Origin of the sequence: Streptomyces graminilatus (assembly GCF_001418565.1) — a bacterium.
Taxonomy (GTDB): domain Bacteria; phylum Actinomycetota; class Actinomycetes; order Streptomycetales; family Streptomycetaceae; genus Streptomyces; species Streptomyces graminilatus.
This window is the reverse complement of the sequence record NZ_LIQQ01000038.1, coordinates 47,647-65,199: the sequence shown is the minus strand read 5'-3', so window position 1 is coordinate 65,199 and position 17,553 is coordinate 47,647. Positions and strand designations below refer to the sequence as shown.

The 17,553-nt window shown below is 67.5% G+C and carries 12 protein-coding genes and 3 pseudogenes; 4 read left to right on the top strand and 11 right to left on the bottom strand.

From position 1 onward, the window contains the following. The first annotated feature begins 39 nt into the window (after positions 1-39). On the top strand, positions 40-3,990 hold the full coding sequence (locus tag AOK08_RS04875; protein WP_055523943.1) for a LamG-like jellyroll fold domain-containing protein: 3,951 nt from the start codon (positions 40-42) through the stop codon (positions 3,988-3,990). Positions 3,991-4,198: 208 nt separating this feature from the next. On the opposite strand, the gene AOK08_RS04870 is transcribed toward AOK08_RS04875, so the two are convergent. The 4 genes from AOK08_RS04870 to AOK08_RS04855 all read right to left on the bottom strand — a co-directional run bounded on the left by AOK08_RS04870 (position 4,199) and on the right by AOK08_RS04855 (position 9,229). After that, positions 4,199-5,035: an alpha/beta fold hydrolase gene (locus AOK08_RS04870; RefSeq protein WP_277816007.1), complete on the bottom strand. Its 837-nt coding sequence runs from the start codon at positions 5,033-5,035 to the stop codon at positions 4,199-4,201. 144 nt (positions 5,036-5,179) lie between these two features. Then, positions 5,180-6,655, bottom strand: coding sequence for a cellulase family glycosylhydrolase (locus AOK08_RS04865; protein WP_055523942.1), 1,476 nt, complete (start codon positions 6,653-6,655; stop codon positions 5,180-5,182). A gap of 125 nt (positions 6,656-6,780) precedes the next feature. Further along, positions 6,781-7,947, bottom strand: coding sequence for a cellulose binding domain-containing protein (locus AOK08_RS04860; RefSeq protein WP_055523986.1), 1,167 nt, complete (start codon positions 7,945-7,947; stop codon positions 6,781-6,783). A 22-nt stretch (positions 7,948-7,969) separates the two neighbouring features. Further along, positions 7,970-9,229, bottom strand: a complete 1,260-nt coding sequence (locus AOK08_RS04855) for a cellulose binding domain-containing protein (RefSeq protein ID WP_241826830.1) — start codon at positions 9,227-9,229, stop codon at positions 7,970-7,972. A 300-nt stretch (positions 9,230-9,529) separates the two neighbouring features. Here AOK08_RS04855 and AOK08_RS47020 point away from each other — a divergent pair. Further along, positions 9,530-9,724: pseudogene (locus AOK08_RS47020) on the top strand (IS5/IS1182 family transposase); the annotation flags it as partial. Between the two features lie 133 nt (positions 9,725-9,857). Here AOK08_RS47020 and AOK08_RS47015 read toward each other — a convergent pair. Further along, positions 9,858-10,013 (bottom strand): annotated as a pseudogene (locus AOK08_RS47015) (aminoglycoside phosphotransferase family protein); the annotation flags it as partial. Next, positions 10,000-10,371, bottom strand: a pseudogene (locus AOK08_RS42735) (transposase family protein); the annotation flags it as partial. The pseudogenes AOK08_RS47015 and AOK08_RS42735, both read right to left, overlap by 14 nt. 49 nt (positions 10,372-10,420) lie before the next feature. On the opposite strand from AOK08_RS42735, the gene AOK08_RS04845 reads away from it, so the two are divergent. Then, complete coding sequence (locus tag AOK08_RS04845; RefSeq protein ID WP_241826834.1) at positions 10,421-10,969, top strand: cytidylyltransferase domain-containing protein; 549 nt, start codon at positions 10,421-10,423, stop codon at positions 10,967-10,969. 74 nt (positions 10,970-11,043) lie between these two features. Here AOK08_RS04845 and AOK08_RS04840 read toward each other — a convergent pair whose 3' ends face one another. The 5 genes from AOK08_RS04840 to AOK08_RS04820 form a co-directional block, all read right to left on the bottom strand. Continuing rightward, complete coding sequence (locus AOK08_RS04840; RefSeq protein ID WP_055523938.1) at positions 11,044-11,376, bottom strand: cupin domain-containing protein; 333 nt, start codon at positions 11,374-11,376, stop codon at positions 11,044-11,046. 27 nt (positions 11,377-11,403) lie between these two features. Beyond that, positions 11,404-13,008 carry a class I adenylate-forming enzyme family protein gene (locus AOK08_RS04835; RefSeq protein WP_107100860.1) on the bottom strand — a complete coding sequence of 535 codons (1,605 nt, stop codon included), beginning with the start codon at positions 13,006-13,008 and terminating at the stop codon, positions 11,404-11,406. Positions 13,009-13,092: 84 nt separating this feature from the next. Then, positions 13,093-14,763 (bottom strand): CocE/NonD family hydrolase, encoded by a 1,671-nt coding sequence (locus tag AOK08_RS04830; RefSeq protein ID WP_055523936.1) that lies wholly within the window; start codon positions 14,761-14,763, stop codon positions 13,093-13,095. Between the two features lie 154 nt (positions 14,764-14,917). Next, complete coding sequence (locus AOK08_RS04825) at positions 14,918-16,360, bottom strand: amidase (RefSeq protein ID WP_241826829.1); 1,443 nt, start codon at positions 16,358-16,360, stop codon at positions 14,918-14,920. Between the two features lie 7 nt (positions 16,361-16,367). Further along, positions 16,368-16,838: a hotdog family protein gene (locus AOK08_RS04820; protein WP_055523935.1), complete on the bottom strand. Its 471-nt coding sequence runs from the start codon at positions 16,836-16,838 to the stop codon at positions 16,368-16,370. Positions 16,839-16,920: 82 nt separating this feature from the next. Here AOK08_RS04820 and AOK08_RS04815 point away from each other — a divergent pair, with 82 nt between their 5' ends. Continuing rightward, positions 16,921-17,529: a TetR/AcrR family transcriptional regulator gene (locus tag AOK08_RS04815; RefSeq protein WP_055523933.1), complete on the top strand. Its 609-nt coding sequence runs from the start codon at positions 16,921-16,923 to the stop codon at positions 17,527-17,529. The last annotated feature ends 24 nt before the right edge of the window (positions 17,530-17,553 follow it).

Below are 17,553 nucleotides of genomic sequence, written 5' to 3'. Positions count from 1 at the left end.
CCCGCGTTTCAGCTTCAACAAAGATGATGGAGCCCACTGATGCACATCGATCCTCTCGGGGCAAAGCCCAGAGCGGCACGGCCGGCGTTTCTTCTCGCGCTCATGCTCGTGCTCACGTCTCTGATGCTGAGCTTTCCGGTCGCCGCGCACGCCGCGACGACTCTGACCACGTATCCGGCCCCCTCGGGTGTCGCCCTGAACACGGCGTACACGGTGAAGGTGCGCGTCCCCGGTGGCGCATGGCAGGACCTGGACGAGTATTCGGCGAAGGTCGACAACTACCATCCGCACAACGTCTCGTTCGTCAACTTCGACACCGACGGCCCGGTAGACGTTTCCGTGACACTGAACAGTGGTGCAATCACCTCCGCGGTGATTCGCCCCACGACCCAGGGCATCACACCCACGATCAGTGGCAGCACGATGACCTTCTCCATGTCCGGACCGATGAAACTGTCGGCACTGGTCAACGGCGATGCCTGGAACACGCTGGACATCATCGCCAATCCGACCGAGGTCAATCCGCCCAGTCCGACCGACCCGAATGTCATCTACGTCGGGCCAGGGTTCTACACAGGCGACCGCGTGGTTCCCAGTGGCAAGACGCTCTACATCGCCGGTGGCGCCGTCATCAACGGCGAGATCTTCCTCGACAACACCACGAACTCCAAGGTGATCGGCCGAGGAATCATCTACCGCCCGTCCGCTCGGGCGATCTCGGCCAACTATGCCAATCAGGCCACGATCGACGGCATCATCATCGACGACTACGGCTTCGGTGACAGCGGCGGGAACGCGATCCACCTCGCCGACACGACGAACGTGACCATCAACAACGTGACGGCGTACAGCGGCAACAAGTGGGGCGACGGCATTGACCTTTTCAATGCCAGCAATGTCTCCATCAACGACATCTTCATGCGCACGTCCGACGACTCGATTGCCGTTTACGGTTCGAAGCCCAGCGGCGGCGTCTATCAGGGGAACCACTCCCACAACATCAGCGTCACCAATTCGATCCTGACGCCCGACACGGCTCACCCCATCAACATCGGGACGCACGGCGACCCCTCGCTGCCGGGCGGTGGCGGCTCGATCGAGTCGCTCAGTTTCTCCAACATCGACATCTGGGACTATCACCAGGCCTTGCAGATCTCCGTCACGGCCAGTGATGGAACGGTCGTGTCGGACGTGATGTTCGACAACATACGGATCGATGACCACGCTCCGGGCAGGATCGCCGATGTTCTGACGTTCAACAATCCGGGCTACGGGCTGGGTCCGGGGCGCGGCGTGAACAACGTCTACTTCAAGAACGTGAGCTACACCGGTTCGAACGCGAACGTGAATCAGATCTACGGCAACAGTGCCAGTCGCCTGACTCAGGACGTGACGTTCGAGAACCTGACGGTGAACGGGACCGTCATCACCAGCGCGAGCGCCGGTAACTTCACCGTCGGTAACTACACCAACGACGTCAATTTCATCGCCACGGGCGGCTCGGTACCCGCGCCCGTGTCCATACCTCACTACACGTCGACGAACCTCGCGCTGAACAAGCCGGCGAGCACCGACAGCGCGCAGACCGGGAATCCCGCCTCCGGAGGAAATGACGCCAGCACGGCGACGAACTGGACCGCCAATGACGGGAATCCCGGACACTGGTGGACCGTGGATCTCGGCTCGAACAAGTCCATCACCGAGGGAACCCAGGTGAGGTGGCCCGGAAGCGGCGCCTATCAGTACAAGATCGAGACCTCCCTCGATGGTGCCAACTGGACTCTGAAGTCGGACAGGACCGACAACACCGATCCCGCGCAGACGCAGAACGACCTGTTCTACGACATGGCGAGATACGTTCGCATCACGGTTGTCGGAATGCCCAGCGGTGCTTCCGCGAGCATCAGCGACTTCAAGGTCCTGGGCGAACCCATCAATCTCGCGCTGGGCAAGTCCGCAAGCGCGGACAGCACGAAGAGCGGGTTCCCGGCGTCCAACGGAAACGATGGCAATCCCACCACGCTCTGGAGCGCGAACGACGGGAACACAGGACATTCCTTCAAGGTCGACCTGGGGAACGTCAAGAACATCACCTACGGTACGCAGGTCGCGTGGCCGGCCGGCGGTGCGGCGTACCAGTACAAGATCGAGACGTCGAACGACAACACCAACTGGGCGCTGAAGGTCGACAAGACCGCCAACACGGATACGTCGCAGGTCCAGAACGATGTGTTCGCCGCCCAGGCGAGGTACGTGCGGATCACGGTCACGGGCCTCCCGAGCGGTGCGTGGGCGAGCCTCTACGACTTCAAGATCTTCGGCGACCCGGTGAACCTGGCTCTCGGTAAGGTCGCCACTTCCGACAGCGAGCAGGCGGGCAGTCCCGCGGGCAATGCGAACGACACCAGCATTTCCACCGGTTGGAGTGCCAACGACACGGCGACGGGCCACTGGTGGAAGGTGGACCTGGGTCACAGCATGAACATCACGGGCGGCACCGAAGTGATGTGGGGCACGGGAGGCGCGCCCTACAAGTACAAGATCGAAACGTCCGGTGACGACACCAACTGGACCACGATGGTCGACAAGACCAACCCCGTCAACAGCGGGGGAGCGCAACTGCAGGCCGACTACTTCACGGGGAACGCGCAGTTCGTAAGGATCACCGTCACGGGCATGCCGAGCGGCGCCAGAGCTGCTTTGTACGATGTCAAGGTCCTCGGTGACACCGGGGACACCGCCACCATGGCCCTGCTCCCGTTCGACGAGGCCACCGGAACCACGGCCTACGACAATTCGGGCAACGAGTGGAGCGGCACGCTGGCCAATGGCGCGAGTCGCGTGGCAGGCAAGAGCGGTAACGCCGTGGACCTCAACGGCACCAATCAGTACGTCTCCCTGCCGAGCGGTGTCGTGGCCACGGACGACACCGTCACCGTCGCCACGTGGGTCAACCTGGACACCGTGAGCAACTGGTCGCGGATCTTCGACTTCGGTTCGGGCAAGCCGACCCAAATGTTCATCACCCCCCGAAACGGAACGAATGGCAAGATCCGGTTCACGATCAAGAACAACAACTCCGCTGAGCAGGTGATCGACGGGCAGGCGGCGTTGCCGACCGGCAGCTGGCATCACGTCGCGGTCACCCTCAACGGATCGACCGGCATCCTCTACGTCGACGGTGTACAGGTCGGCACCAACACCGGGATGACGTTCAAGCCTTCCACCCTGGGCGTGACAACTCAGAACTGGATCGGCCGGTCCCAGTACAGCGTCGATCCCTATCTCGACGGGAAGATCGACGACTTCCGTATCTACAACCGCGCCCTGAGCCCTGTGGAAATCGGGCACGTCATGAGCGGGCTCACCGCGCTGCCGTCCGTCGAGGTCCCGTTCAACGAGTCGAGCGGAACGACAGCGAGCGATGTGTCCGGCAACGGCTGGACCGGCACGTTGACGGGTGGCGCCACGTTCGTGGCCGGCACGAAGGGCAATGCCGTCGACCTGAGCGGGTCGAGCCAGTACGCCTCACTGCCGACCGGGCTGATCTCCAGTGCCAAGGCAATCACTGTCACAGCCTGGGTGAATCTGGACTCGGTCACTACGTGGGCACGAATCTTCGATTTCGGCTCCGGAACGACTCAGAACATGTTCCTGATGGCGAAGAACGGGACCAACGGTTTCATCCGGGCGGGAGTCAGGAACGGATCAGAGCAAGATGTCGATGGAACGGCCGCATTGCCGGCAGGCGGATGGCACCACGTGGCCGTGACGCTGGACGGCACCACCGGAACGATCTATGTCGATGGCGCGAAGGCGGCCAGTGGCAGAATCACCATCAAGCCCTCGGATCTCGGCGCCGACACCAAGAACTATCTCGGACGATCGCAGTACTCCACCGACCCGTACCTCGACGGAAAGATCGATGAGTTCCGCATCTACAACCGTGCGTTGACCGCCGCGGAGGTGGCCGCCGTGATGAACGAGTAGACCGGAGCCGAGTGAAAGCCGAAGAACCCCCGGAACCTCATGGTTCCGGGGGTTCTTCGGCGCGGTGATCGGGTTGTCCGCCGAGCCGTCCGCCTTCGACCGGCGCCCGGTGGGATGAGTTGGTCGAGTTCACCGACGCGCTGCTGTGCGTCGACGGGCCAGGCAACTCGCCGGTGGAGCTGACGCCGGTGCCAGAGCACCGACGTGGTCACGGCGCTTTGTACGGAGCCCTCAACCGCGGCCGGATCGACATCGGAGCACATGATCGGACGAAGGCCGCCTCAGCGTCCGGCGAACACTCAGGTGAGCGGCCTGGTTCGAGGACCATTTCGACACCGGTCCTGCGGCGGTGCCGGCAGCGTGGGACGAGGCCGACCGGCGATCCGGTCGAAGCCCTATGAGCCCACCGCGCCTTGCACGAATCGCCGAAGGTGCGCACGCACGGTGTCGGGCTGCTCCAACCAGGGCTCGTGCGGGGATCGTCGGCCCCACCGAGAAGCTCCGCCCGCGCGGGCAGGCATGCGCGCAACTCGTCCAGATGCGCATCGAGCGGGTCCGCGCGCCCTGCCTTGCCAAGCTCGCTGTTCATAGCCCAGTTGACGGGGCGCCGCCGCCGGGCACCCTGCGCGGCCCAGTGCCACCCGCGTTCGGGATCGGCGTGGTCGGTGAACCAGGCCAGTGTGAGCAGCTCGACTTCCTGCTCCTCCGTGCGATGCGGCGACTCCTCCAATGCGCGGAGCCCCTCCAACTGCGCTGCGGACATGCGGCGGCCTCGCTCCGCTCGGTCCCCGGTACGCCAATCACCGACGAACGGCCCGCACATCAGCAGCATCGCGGCAACCCGGTCAGGATGCGTCAGGCAGAACCGGCTCGCCAGGTCAGTACCGTAGGAGTGCCCGACCAGCACAGCTCTGGGCACGTCCCATGCGTCGAGCAACTCGACGAGATCGTCGACGTGCCGGGCGAAGGAATGGCGCCCCCGCCACGGGGATTGACCCGTGCCACGCTGGTCGTACCGGTACACAGGCGCGAGGTCCGCGACCATGGGGGGCGACATCGCCCAGATAATCCGGCAGACCCGGACCGCCATGGAGCATGACCACGGCCGGCCGCCGAGTCGTGTGGAAGGGCCCTGAAACAAGATCACCGGACTCTACGGAACTCGGGCAGCTCACCGCTGGGCGCGCGGTTACGGGGTCGTGTAGGGGTCCTGGCTGATCAGGTGGGCCTTCAGACCCTCGCCGATGCCAGGTTCCGGGGTGCCCGCCCAGTCCTTGATGAGAACGCCACCGGTGCTGCAGCCCCACGGGTTCCACGTCCACGCGAGATAACCCATGCTGTGCGCGTCAGCCCAGTCCGCCAACCGCTGCATGTAGTCGAAGCCGCAGTTGTCCTGGCCGAACTCACCGATGACGACCGGTACCTGTTGTGCGAGCGGCGCGACCTGACTGTCCCAACAGGATTCGGTCGCACAGGCGTTGAAGCTGTACGAATGCCATGACGCGGCGATGTTGTTCAACGGGTCGGTCGGCATGTGCGTCAGCCACTCGCGCATGTCGTTGGCCCACTCCAGCCCACCCAGCATGAGGACGTTGGTCGCGCCGGTGGCCCGGACCGCGTCGACCAGGTCCTGCATGCCGGCCGTCTCGTAGGGAAGGCCGGTGCAGGTACCGCCGTCTCGCCAGCACCGCCAGCCGACGGTCTTGTCCCAGTCGCCGGCGACCTCCGGGTACGGTTCGTTGAACAGATCGAAGACGACGGCATCATTGCCCTTGAAGGCGTTGGCGACACCGGTCCAGAACTGGGTGGCGTACTGCGCGTCCGGCATCGGTTTCTGGCAGGTCGCGGTGGCGTCCTTGCAGTGCCAGTCCGGCCCATTGGTATAGGCGCCCCGCGTCCAGTGCAGGTCGAGGATCGGGTTGATGCCATTGGCCACCAGCAGGTTGACGTAGTCTCTGACGCCCTGCTGGTAAGTGGTTCCATTGGGCGAGCCGTTGATGCCGAGCCAGCATTCCTCGTTCAACGGCAGGCGTACCGCGTGGATGTTCCAGGTCTTCATCGCGTCGACGGAAGCCTGGTCGACCGGGGCGCCGTCCCAAAGCCCCTTGCCCTGCACACAAGCGTATTCACCGCTGGAGCGGTCCACACCCAGCAGCCGGTACTGCTTGCCACTCGCGGTGACGATCTTGTTACCGGAAGCCTTCAGCTCCGGGGCCGGATCACTGGGACCGCCGGTCGGAGTGGCGGTGGGGCTGGGGGGCGGGGATGTCACCGAGCCAGTACAGGTCACGCCGTTGAGCGCGACGGATGCGGGTTCCGGATTGACGCCCTTCCACGCGGCGGTGAACCCGATGGAAGCGGACCTGCCCGTATCCAGCGCACCGTTCCAGTCAAGGCTGGTGGCGGACACGCGGGTTCCGGACTGTGTCCACGTGGCACTCCAGCCGCCTGTGACCTTCTGGTCGGAGTTCGGGAAGTCGAACGTCGCGGTCCACCCTCGCACGGGGGAGCCGAGATTTGTGATGGCCAGGTCCGCGGTGAACCCTCCCGGCCATTCGCTCTGCACCTTGTACGCGATCGAGCAGCCGGTGGCGGCTGCCGATGCGGGCAGGGTGGCGATCGCAAGGCCACCCAGGATCAGTGCACCGGCGGCGCCGGTGGCCATGAGGACGTGACGACGTTTCACCTGATCTCCTAGTTGCCGCAGCGGGTAGTGCGCGCCGTACGGATCAAGGAACAACGACTGTCGCGCGTTCGAATCCTGTCTTCCCGAGGGATCCCACGCGGGCGTCAGCAGCCGATCGGTGAGGAGCCCAGGGCCACGTCGTCGAACCAGAGAGTGTCGTCCCCGGTGCCGTAGCTCTCCCACCCCAGGCGCAGGCCGGTGGGGCGGGGAGGGGTCCTGCGGGCGAGCCACTGCCCGTCGACGTTCTGGGTCGGTACTCCGTCCACGTGCAGTCCGGCGACCTCCCGGTCGTCGACCCATGTGCGCATGGACTGGGCGGTGGTGTCGATCTGGAATCGCAGGCACAGCCACCGGCCGGTCGGCAGCGGCGTACTGAGCGCGACCCCCGCCGGGCTCTGTTCCGGCAGCGTCGCGTCGTCGCTCTCGCGGTTCCACTGCAGCGCGCCGTTCTGCCCGCCGACGCGCAGCGCCCTGCCGCCCTGTGAGGCGTCCGGCATGGAGACGAAGGTGACGTGGTTGGTGGGCAGGGCGGTGGTGTGCCGGACCCGCATGCGTACGTACACCACGGGCCCGACGGAGGACAGATCGCGGGTGGAGGCCGCGAAGGCATGGTTGCAGTAGCCGGCGCCGCCGTCGACGCGCAGCGACCTGGTGCCGCTGTAGGCGACGGACGTGTCGACGCTGACCTGCCCCGTGCCCTGGCAGTCGGGTGCCGTGGTCTGCCAGGGGCCCGAGGGCACGGTGCCGGTCTGGTCCTCGAAGTCGGAGCAGATCGTCGCCCCGACGCATTCGGCCGGCGCCGTGGCTGTCGCCGTCGGTGAGGCGGTCGCCGTGGGGGTGGGACTCGCGGTTCCGCCGCACGGCGTGCCGTTGAGGGCAAAGGCGGTGGGAGCCGGGTCGGCGGTGCGCCAGGTGCCCTGGAGCCCGAAGTCCACGGACCCGCCGGCGGCGAGCGCGGCATTGTGCGCGACGTTCACGGCGGTCACCGCGCTGCCCGACTGGGTGACCTGCGCGTTCCAGGCGGACGTGACCTGCTGGTCGCCGCCGTGGGTCCACTCCAGCCGCCAGCCGTTCAAGGCGGCGCCGAGATTCGTGACGCGGATCTGGGCGGTGAAGCCGCCGGACCACTCGTTGGTGGTGTAAGTGACCGTGCAACCCGTCGCCGCGCCCTGTGCGCGCGACGTCGCGATGGCGGGAAGGGCCACCGCCACCACGGTCAGTACCAATGCCCAGAGCGGCAGGCGGTGGCGGCGCACGCGTAATGAAGTCATGGCCATGGTCAATCTCCGGGAGTCAGGACGCGGTGCAGGAGAGTGTGCCGAGGTCTCGGTCGTCGCCGTTGAGCGTCATCCCCCAGGTCGTCGACGTGCCCGGCGCCAGGGAGCCGTTGTAGGAGGCGTTGTGAACGGTGGTGGCGGGGCGGGACGGATCCACCACCGCGTTCCAGCGGTTCGCCACGGTCACACCGCCCGGGAGGGTGTGACGCACCGACCAGCCGGTGACCGGCCCGGACCCGGTGTTGGTGACGGTGACGTCGGCCTGGTACCCGCCTTGCCATGAGCTGGTCAGCTTCCATTCCGCTGTGCAGGCGGCGTCGCCGGAGGGGCTCGGCTCGGGGGTGGGAGACGGTGTCCCTCCGGAGCCGCCGGTGGTGTAGGGGACGGCTGTGTAGTCCTGCGGGCAGCCTCCTGCGCAGCCTGACGGCAGGGAGAACGAGTACGTACGTTCGCCGCCCACCCAGGCGTCGGCGGCGTCGCGGATCCGTATGGTGAAGCTGCTTTGGCCGGAGGCCGTCGCGCCGATGACGTAGGACTGCCCCATGTCGCTGTTCATTCCGGCGTCGGTCCAGGTGCCGTTCGCCAGGTACTGGACGCCGTGGATACCGTTGGGCAGGTGGGAGACGGCGATGGCGGGCCAGTACCGCTGGGCTCCCCGGAGGAAGCCGATGCGGATGTCGCCGCTGTAGTCCGGGGCCGGGACGAAGCTCCAGGAGACATGACGGTTGTTCCAGTGGTCGGGGTACATCGTCCCCACTGGGGTGCTGCCCGTCCGGAAGCGGTTGAGGGAATCGGTTGCCAGGTCGAGGTGGTTGGGGTCGTCCCGGCACCAGGCGTTGGAATCGGCACAGCTGTCCGCGACGAGCATGGTCAGGGTGGCCCCCTCGTACTTGTCGGCCACCCAGGAGCCGTTGCGGCAGAAGGGCCGGCCCGCGGCGCCGTCGTTGGTGCCGGTGCAGTAGTCCCCGATGGTGACCTTGACCCAGCGGCCGCAGTTGCGGCCGTTGTCGAAGACACCCTTGATCGATGCCTTGGAGTCCGGCACCGGGCGCGGGTAAGAGCCCGAGTAGTCGCCGGGTGTGTTGAACACGTTGAGCGCCACGAAGTCCTGGCTGTCCAGTTCGCGCTGCGGCAGACCGCAGCCGCCGTACGGGCTGCCGAGCCCGTCGAAGTGCGTAGCGTTGCCCAGTACCTCGGTCGCGGCGGCACTCGCCGCGGGAGGCCGGGGCGCGGCGCCCAGAAGGGGTAACGCGGCGCAGCAGAGTGCTGCCAGCAACCTGACGGTGCGCCTTCGGGTGAGCGGGCGAGGGGTCGAAAGAAGCTGCATGGGGGGATCCGCCTTCTTCGTGACGGGGCGCCGTGACGTTCGTATGGGAGTCCTCTCGGAGGGAGGGGAGTGAGCGCTGGAACACCTCACTCATGGGAGCGCTCCCATGGTCTCCGTATCCGGGGACTGTAGAGGAGGGCCATGGCCCTGACAAGGGGGCGCGTTCCCGTCGGATTCTTCGCCGTGTCCGGGCCGGGGCGTGCCCGGCCCGGACACGGGTGGACTCGGCTGAGGTTCCACTTCTGGTTGGTTCTGTACGCCGACCGCGGCTATGACCACGAGGTCTACCGGGACAAGGTCCGCCGGTTCCAGATCACCCCGCACCTCGCCCGGCGCGGCACCGGGCACGGCTCCGGCCTGGGCGTGTACCGCTGGGTCGGGGAAGGAGCGATCGAGCTGCTGCACTGGTTCCGCCGCCTGCGCATCCGCTGGGAGATTCGCGCTCACCCTCGGCTGCGTCGTCATCTGCCGACGACGAATGCGCACCTCGCTCTGTCGAGATCAAGGGCGGGCGATCGCCCCAGGGGGCCTGCTCGACGCGTGGAAACGCATTCGTAGCAGTCGGGCCCGCGCAACGTCACATCCGGGATCTCGGCACGTCGACCTCGCAGCCCGGCGTGAAGGGGTCGAAGCCGTGCTCGAGCAGCCGGCGAACCGCCGGCAGGCTTCGCGCCGACCAGCACGCGTGGATCACGTCGAGGTCGATGCCGGTGCCGTAGCCGGCGATGCCGTCGTGTGAGGACGGCGGCTGCGATTGACGACAATCGACTCGGGCTGCAGCGGGCTTTGCGGAAGATCCGCCAGGACTTCAGCCGTGCGACGCCGCGCTCGACCGGGGCGCGTGCCGCCGACAGTGCGCGGTTGACGGTTTGCTGGGTTGGTGTGAGGTCGCGGCCTGGTGGGCGTCTGAGTGGTGTTGTCACCCATGGGCCGGCTCCGATGCAGGCGCGGTCGGCGAGGATCGGAATGCCTTGGCGTTCGCAGATGCGGATGATCCGGTGGGTGCGGGCCGCGGTCAGGTCGTGGGCGCGGCCGGGCAGTGTGGGTGAGATCCACAGCAGTCGTCCTGCTGGACCGGTCACCACCTGCAAAGCGGCCGGGCGCCGCAGGAGTGCGCCACGCCAGCCCTGCTTGCGCGCGGTGAATGGCGCCGCGCCCACGTGTGATGACCGGCGACCACCCACCGGGACGGATCGCGTCGCCGAGTGCGCCCAGCGCGTCCAGGCCGACGCGTACATCAACGTCCAGGGCGACGAACCGTTCATCGCCCCCGCCGCGATCGATGCGGCTTCGGAGGCCCTGGTCCACCTCAGCGCCGAGACCCTGGCGGTCAACGCGTACGCGAAGCTGCACGACGCGGCATCAGTCATCGACCACAACGTCGTCAAGGTCGTGGTGGGCGAGAAGGGGAACGCCCTCATGTTCTCCCGCCAGCCGATCCCGTATCCGCGGGGTCACCGCCCGAACTACCTGCGGCAGCTTGGCCTTTACGGTTTCACACGCAGCGGACTCGATCTGTTCCGGCGCCTCGAACAGGGACCCGTTGAGCGTGTCGAAGGCGTCGAGATGCTCCGGCTCGTAGAACACGGGCACGGCGTACGGATGCTTGCCGTCGGGGACGAGGGCATCGCGGTGGACACGCCGGAGGACCTCGAAAGGGCGTGCGCGATGCTGCGATCCCGTTCCTGAAGCCCCTCGCCAAAGACCGCCGCCCCGGCCCAGCCGCGCGAGCATCGACCACACCGGCTTCAAGCGCGTGCGTCTCAGCCGACGGCCACGTAGAGCTTCCGGAGTGGCGAGCGGACCTCCCACTCGGTGCGTTCCCCCGCGTGCAGGCGTACGACGGCACCGGGGGTGAGTTCGATGCTCTCGCCCGTCTCGAAACGGACGGTCGCGTCTCCTTCGAGTACGACGAAGATCTCGTCGGCCTCGACGTCCCGAACCGTTCCGGCGGTCAGGGCCCACAGGCCGAATTCCGTGCCGCCTAGCTCGCCCAGTGTCCGCGCGGCTGCCACCGGACGTCCGGCGAGGATGTCGTCCGCCTCCAGTGGTAGGGGGGTGAGTTCGATTTCGTGCGCGTCGACGCAACGGTCCATTACGACGCCTTCCTCGGGTTCATGAATTCAGCCCCGGTCCCGCACAGGAGCCCGCAGATCGATCAGGTCCCCCGCGAACGGCTCGGCCTCGCCTCGCAGTACGGACTTCGCCACCTTCCCGCTGGAGGTGTGCGGCAGTTCGGCGCGGAACTCGATGTAGCGCGGCACCTTGAAGGCGGCGAGCCCCTGGCGGCACCAGGCCTCGATCTCCCCGGCCGACACAGACATTCCCTCCTTGAGGACGAGTATGGCCTTGGCCTCCTCTCCCCGGTCGGGGTCGGGGACAGGGATCACACCGGCTTCGGCGACCTCGGGCATCTCAAGGAGGCGCATCTCGACCTCGGCGCAGGAGATGTTCTCCCCGCTGCGCTTGACCATGTCCTTGATCCGGCCTTCGAAGTAGAACAGGCCTTCGGAGTCCCTGCGGACCAGGTCGCCCGTGCGGTACCAGCCGCCCGGCAGGAACAGTTCGGCGTTGGCCTCGGGCCGGTTGTGGTAGCCGAGCATCATGCCGCTGCCGCGCAGGCACAGTTCACCGGCGGTGCCGGGCTCCACCTCGTGGCCCTCCGCGTCGATGATCTTCGCCTCCCGGGTGGGCCACAGCAGGCCGATGGTCGGCCTGCCCACCAGGTCGGTGCGCTCCCAGGGGACGAAGGTGCCGTTGCCGGCCTCCGTGCTCGCGTACCAGTCGCGGGCCTGGAGGCCGAAGCGGGCTTCGAGCTCTGCGTGCGCCGTCCCGGAGAGCTCCGACATCGGCGCCTTCTTGATGGCGAGTTGACGGTCCGTGGACCTCTCGGGTTCATCGAGGAGGAAGTCGTCGATCCAGGCGAAGTCGATCGAGTGGTCGATGAGCCAGCCCATGAACTTGCGGCGGCTGAGACCGCCGGTGACGCACAGGGCGCCGCCGCCGGCCATGGCGATCATGAAGTACGCCTGGTTCTGCATGTAGTAGAAGGGATGGTCGGCCAGCAGGCGCTGCGGGTCGTCGAACAGGGCACTGGAGTAGACCCCGAACTCGACCCAGTACTCGTGGGTGAGCAGGCAGCCCTTCGGGAGTCCGGTGGTGCCGGAGGTGAACTGGATGTTGACCACGTCCAGTGGCCCGGCCGTGTGCATGCGCGGAGTGATCTCCGACGTCACCAGGTCGGAGAAGACCGGGCCGACGCCCTGGGTGTCGTCGCCCACGACCACGATGCGGTGCGCGGGGACGGGACCCACGGCGCCGTCCTCCTGGAGCCGTTCGACCGTCCCGGTACCGGCGATCAGCCACCGCGCACCGGCGTCGCTCAGGACGAAGTCGACCTCGCGCGCCGTGTACTTGACGTTGAGCGGCACGGCCACGGCGCCCGCCTCGATGACGCCCAGCCAGCTCAGCGGGAACTCGAGCTGGTTGCCCAGCATGATGCCGACTTTGTCGCCCGGCGCCACACCCGCCGCCTCCAGCCCGGAGCGGACCCGGGCCACGAGTTCGCGCAGCTCGGACCAGGTGTGCTCGCTCGGCTCGCCCTCGACGATCCTGATCGCGAGGTCGTTGCCCCACCGGTCGGCCGCGAGGTCCAGCGCCTCCGGGATGGTCAGACCGAGGAAGCCACGATGGTGGGGGGCCAGCTCGATACGCAGTTGGTCGGTCATCAGAACTCGCTTACGTCGTCGTGGTACGTGGGAACGTGGAAACCCAGGAGGGGAACCCGCGCGGTGGCGGACCGTCGCCGTGGCTCAGCCGGCCCAGTCGGCCTGGTTCGGCAGCACCGTCAGGGAGAGGCGCAGGCCCTCGGAGCCGCCGAGGGCGAGCGTGCTGGTGCAGGAGGCCGCCTTGAGCGCGGTCCAGGAGTCCGATCCGTCCCCGGGGTTGAAGAAGAAGTCGGGGTGGTCGCTGTCGGCGAGGTGCAGCCGCAGACGGTGTCCGGGTGCCACACGGTAGGCCGCGTGCAGGAGACCGACCTGGAAGGGTGTGTAGCTCTCGGTGCCGAAGAGGCGGACGTTCCCGCGCGCGATCAGCGTCCCCCTGCCTTCCTGGTCGATGTCGAGAAGTCGTACGTGCAGGTCCGTGCTGGGCTGGTCGGCCCGCAGGACGCCGTGCAGAGAGACCGGCCCGGCAAGGACGAGGTCGTCGTCGAGGGGCGCGCTCTCCACCGACGCCACGTCACCGCGCTCGGTGTCCACGGCAAGGTCACGCTTGCCGTACACCATGGCGAAGGGGTCCTTCGCGATGGACGGCACCAGGTCCGAACCGTCCGAGGTCCAGCGCAGGAACTCGCCGGTGTCGTAGGGGATCTCCGCGGAGAGACGCCCGTGGCGCTCGTCGTCGCCCGCTGCCGCGTGCAGGACCAGCTCACGACCGCCCGCCGGCGGCCACTGCTCGGCCGTACGCCAGCCCTCCTGGCAGACCTCGTACGTGACGCGCGTCGGCTGTTCGGCCTCGGCGCGACCGAGCCAGTGGTCGAAGAAGGCCAGCGCGGGGTCGAGGATCTTGGCGATCAGGCGGCTCCGGGGCTCCGGGGATTCCGCGTGGTTGGTCTCCGCCGTGATCGGGGCGTCGGCGAGGCTGAAGTTCTCGTGGTCGATCGCCTCAAGCCTCAGGTGGAGGTGCCGCGCCCACTCGGGGTCCTGGCTCAGCCTCGTGATGTCCTGCCAGGACCACATCGCGCAGTTGTCGTACCAGCCGACGGTGAAGAGCGTCGGCACCGGACGGGCGCCTGCCAGGTCCTCGATGTCCAGACCCCGGAGCGCGGAGGGCTCGGTCATGTCCCGGTCGTAGCTGGGCGAGCGCTCGCCGATCTCGGCGAAGAACTGCTCGAACTGGTCGACGAGCGGGCGCTGCGACCAGTCGGCATCCCAGAGGTAGGTGTCCCTGGTGATGTAGTGGGTGGCGAAGTACTCCCTGCGCCAGTTCGGGTCCACCGCCAGGTGGCCGTCGGCAGCCGGAACGGTGGAGGCGAGCTGGGTGCCGGTCAGGCGCGGGGAGATCGCCCGCAGCGCAGGGTGCCCGGAGGCCACGGCGGCGAGCTGGGTCAGCCCGAAATAGGAGTCGCCCCACATGACGACGGACCCGTCGCACCACTCCTGCTTCGACACCCAGTCGACGGTGTCGTAACCGTCGTTCACCTCGTGGACGCCGAACACGGTGTCGCCCTCGGACCGGAACTTGCCGCGCACGTCCTGGACGACCGTGGCGTAGCCGCGCCCGACGATGTAGGCCGCGATCTCCCGCATGAAGCAGTATTCGCCGTTCTTGTCGTACGGCAGCCGGACCAGAACGGCCGGGGCGGGGCCCGTGTCCGAGGGGAGGTAGACATCGGCCGCCAGTTGGACCCCGTCACGCATGGGCACCGCGACCGGACGGGCTTGCGCCGGGACGGGACCCGGCTCGAAGTGCGTGATCTCCATGGGGGGCCTGCCTTTCGTGCTGTGGCTGGGAGAGCGGAGAGCTTGGAAGCACGTCATGCGTAACCTGCGCTATGTAGCGGTCACTATATATTGACGCCGTGCGGCGGGGCAATCAACAGCCCAGCCGCACAAGCAGCCGCCTGGACTCGCGCCGTCAGGCGATCGGCGGCCGGCGTGACGACCAGTCGGTGAGGCTCTCGAAGGCGGCTGCCGCGGCCAGTACGGCGGCGTCCGCGCGCAGCGGGCCGATGATCTGCAGGCCCACCGGCAGCCCCGCATTCGTAAAGCCGCAGTTCACGCTGATCGCGGGCAGCATGGCGTGGGTCGGCGACTCCGTCATCCGGTGGAAGTCGAGCATGGGTTCGCGTACGGGCTTGCCGTTGACGTGCGTGTTGCCCGCCTCCTCGCCCGGGTGCGGGAACGCGGCGACCGGCATGGTCGGGGTGACGATCAGATCGTGGTCCGCGAGGATTCCGAGGAAGGACCGCAGGATCTCCTCCCGGGTCGTGTGCTGGACCAGGTGGTAGTCGGTCGCCGCCATGGAGCGCCCCAGTTCGGCCTGGTGGAACACGGCGGGGTGCAGCGGCAGGTCGCCGAGCCGGCCGGCGGGCGTGGGGATCTCCATCGCCAGGTGGACGGCGGGGGCGTAGATCCGGTGGAAGTAGTCGATCGGGTCGGGGACGCTCATCTCCACCTGATCGACCCGGGCGCCGCCCGCTGATTCGAACGTGCGGAGCGCGGCCTCGACGACGGACCGCACTTCGTGGTCGATCTCCGCGCTGCCGAAGTCCGGCGAGTACGCGATCCGCAGGCCGGTCAGGGAGGCGTTCACCGTGGCCGACTCGAAGCCCTCCGCCGGCAGCGGGGAGGAGAGCGGCAGGCTCGGGTGCGGTCCCGCGGTGACGTCGAGCAGCAGCGCGGCGTCCCGGACGTTCCGGGTGAGCGGGCCGACCACCGCGGAGGTCTCGAAGGGTGACTCCCCGCCGCCGGGGATCAGGTTGGGGGTGGCCTTGAAGCCCACCACGCCGCAGCAGGCGGCCGGGACCCGGATGGAGCCGCCGCCGTCCGAGCCCCAGGCGAAGGGTGCGACCCCGCAGGCCACCGAGGCCGCCGCGCCTCCGCTGGAGCCGCCGGAGGTGTGGGTCGGCGCGGCCCAGGGTGTCGAGGTCTTCCCGGTCAGGTCGGAATCGGTGATGCCGAGCATGCCGAAGAGCGGGGTGGTGGTCTTGCCGATCAGGATCGCGCCGGCCGCCTTGAGCCGGGCCCAGGAGATGTCGTCCTCCTCGGGGACGTAGTCCTTGAAGGCCTTCGAGCCGAACGTCGTGCGTACCCCCGCCGTGGCGGTGAGGTCCTTGACGGTGATCGGGACGCCGTGCAGTGGCCCGAGTTCGTCACCCCGGGCGATCCGCTCCTCCGCTGCCCTCGCCTGCTCCAGCGCCTGTTCGCCGGTGACCGTGACGAAGGCGTTGATGTGCGGCTCGACCTTCTCCAACTGGCCGAGGACCGCGGTGACCGCCTCTGTCGGGGACAGTTCCTTGGCCCGGATGGCCGCGGCCATCTCGTGGCCGGGCATCCAGAGGATGTCTTCGTCGCTCATCTCGACCTCAGTTCTCCAGCGTCCACAGGACGCGCCATTCGGCGACCATCGCCGGCTTGTCACGGCCCTCGACCTCGTAGGCACAGTCGAGGAGGACGAGATATCCGTCCTGCCGCGGCGTCACCTCCCGCAGGGTCCCGCGCACCCGGAAGCGGTCCGCCACGGTCAGCGGGGTGACGAAGCGGACCCGGTCGAGGCCGTAGTTCCAGCCGCTCCACTTCGGGTCGTCGACGTACACCACCTCGTTGACGAGGTGATCGAGGAGGGCAAGGGCGTAGAAGCCCTCCATCAGCCCCTCCGGGAAGTGCCCCGCGTCCAGCACGTGCTTGTTGTCGTTCACGTACGTCACCTCGTCGAACGCGTCGTTCCGCTCGGGTGACGCCGAGAACCAGCCGCCGACGAACTCCCTCCCGGCGAGCGAGGGCACTTCGGCCCACGACGCGGCGAGTTCCCGCGTCTCCGACTCCGGTGTGTCCATGTGCGATCCCCTTGATGTAAAAACCGTTACACTAAAAGAGTTCCGTCAGGAAGCGGACAGCCCACGGATACCGGGAGCCTCGTTGCCTCGCCCCATCGACCACCTCGCACGCCGTCTGGAGATCGCCAACGCGGCCATCCGCATTCTCGCCAGGGGCGGAACACAGGCGCTGACCCTGAAGAGCCTCGCCAAGGAACTCGGCGGCTCCATCACCCTCGTGACCCATTTCTTCGCCAACCGGGACGAGCTGTTCGTCGCGGTCACCGACGAACTGATCAGTTCGTACGACGCCCAGATGGAAGAGGTCGACCAGGGAAAGGTCGGCTACGACCGGCTGCTCAACCTGCTCCGCTGGATGACTCCGGCCGAGGCGGACGATGTGACGGCCGAGGCCGGCCGGATCGCGCTCGTGCCCCATCGCGGCGAACACGACTCGATCGGCCACTTCTTCGACGCGATGGAGGAGCGCATGCGCTCCCTCCTGCGCGAACGGCTCCAGGACCTGGTGCCCGACGACGAACTCGAAGCGTCCGTCGGCTATCTGCGGGCCCTGACCAACGGCGTCACCCTGTCGGTGGTCGAGCACCCGGACCTTTGGCCGCAGGACCGTGTCGAGTGGGTGCTCGAACGCGGGCTGGCAGGCCTTGGAGTGCGGCGTCCGGCCGGTGAACCGGACGCTGTCGCGCGGTAGTCGGGGGACCTGCCCCGCGAGGCG

Coding starts and splice junctions, on each gene's coding strand:
- AOK08_RS04870 (WP_277816007.1), bottom strand. CDS start 5,035: ATGGTCGCGGACCTCGCGCCTGTGTACCGGTACGACCAGCGTGGCACG.
- AOK08_RS04820 (WP_055523935.1), bottom strand. CDS start 16,838: ATGGACACACCGGAGTCGGAGACGCGGGAACTCGCCGCGTCGTGGGCC.
- AOK08_RS04875 (WP_055523943.1), top strand. CDS start 40: ATGCACATCGATCCTCTCGGGGCAAAGCCCAGAGCGGCACGGCCGGCG.
- AOK08_RS04840 (WP_055523938.1), bottom strand. CDS start 11,376: ATGGACCGTTGCGTCGACGCGCACGAAATCGAACTCACCCCCCTACCA.
- AOK08_RS04860 (WP_055523986.1), bottom strand. CDS start 7,947: ATGACTTCATTACGCGTGCGCCGCCACCGCCTGCCGCTCTGGGCATTG.
- AOK08_RS04830 (WP_055523936.1), bottom strand. CDS start 14,763: ATGGAGATCACGCACTTCGAGCCGGGTCCCGTCCCGGCGCAAGCCCGT.
- AOK08_RS04825 (WP_241826829.1), bottom strand. CDS start 16,360: ATGAGCGACGAAGACATCCTCTGGATGCCCGGCCACGAGATGGCCGCG.
- AOK08_RS04835 (WP_107100860.1), bottom strand. CDS start 13,008: ATGACCGACCAACTGCGTATCGAGCTGGCCCCCCACCATCGTGGCTTC.
- AOK08_RS04865 (WP_055523942.1), bottom strand. CDS start 6,655: ATGGCCACCGGCGCCGCCGGTGCACTGATCCTGGGTGGCCTTGCGATC.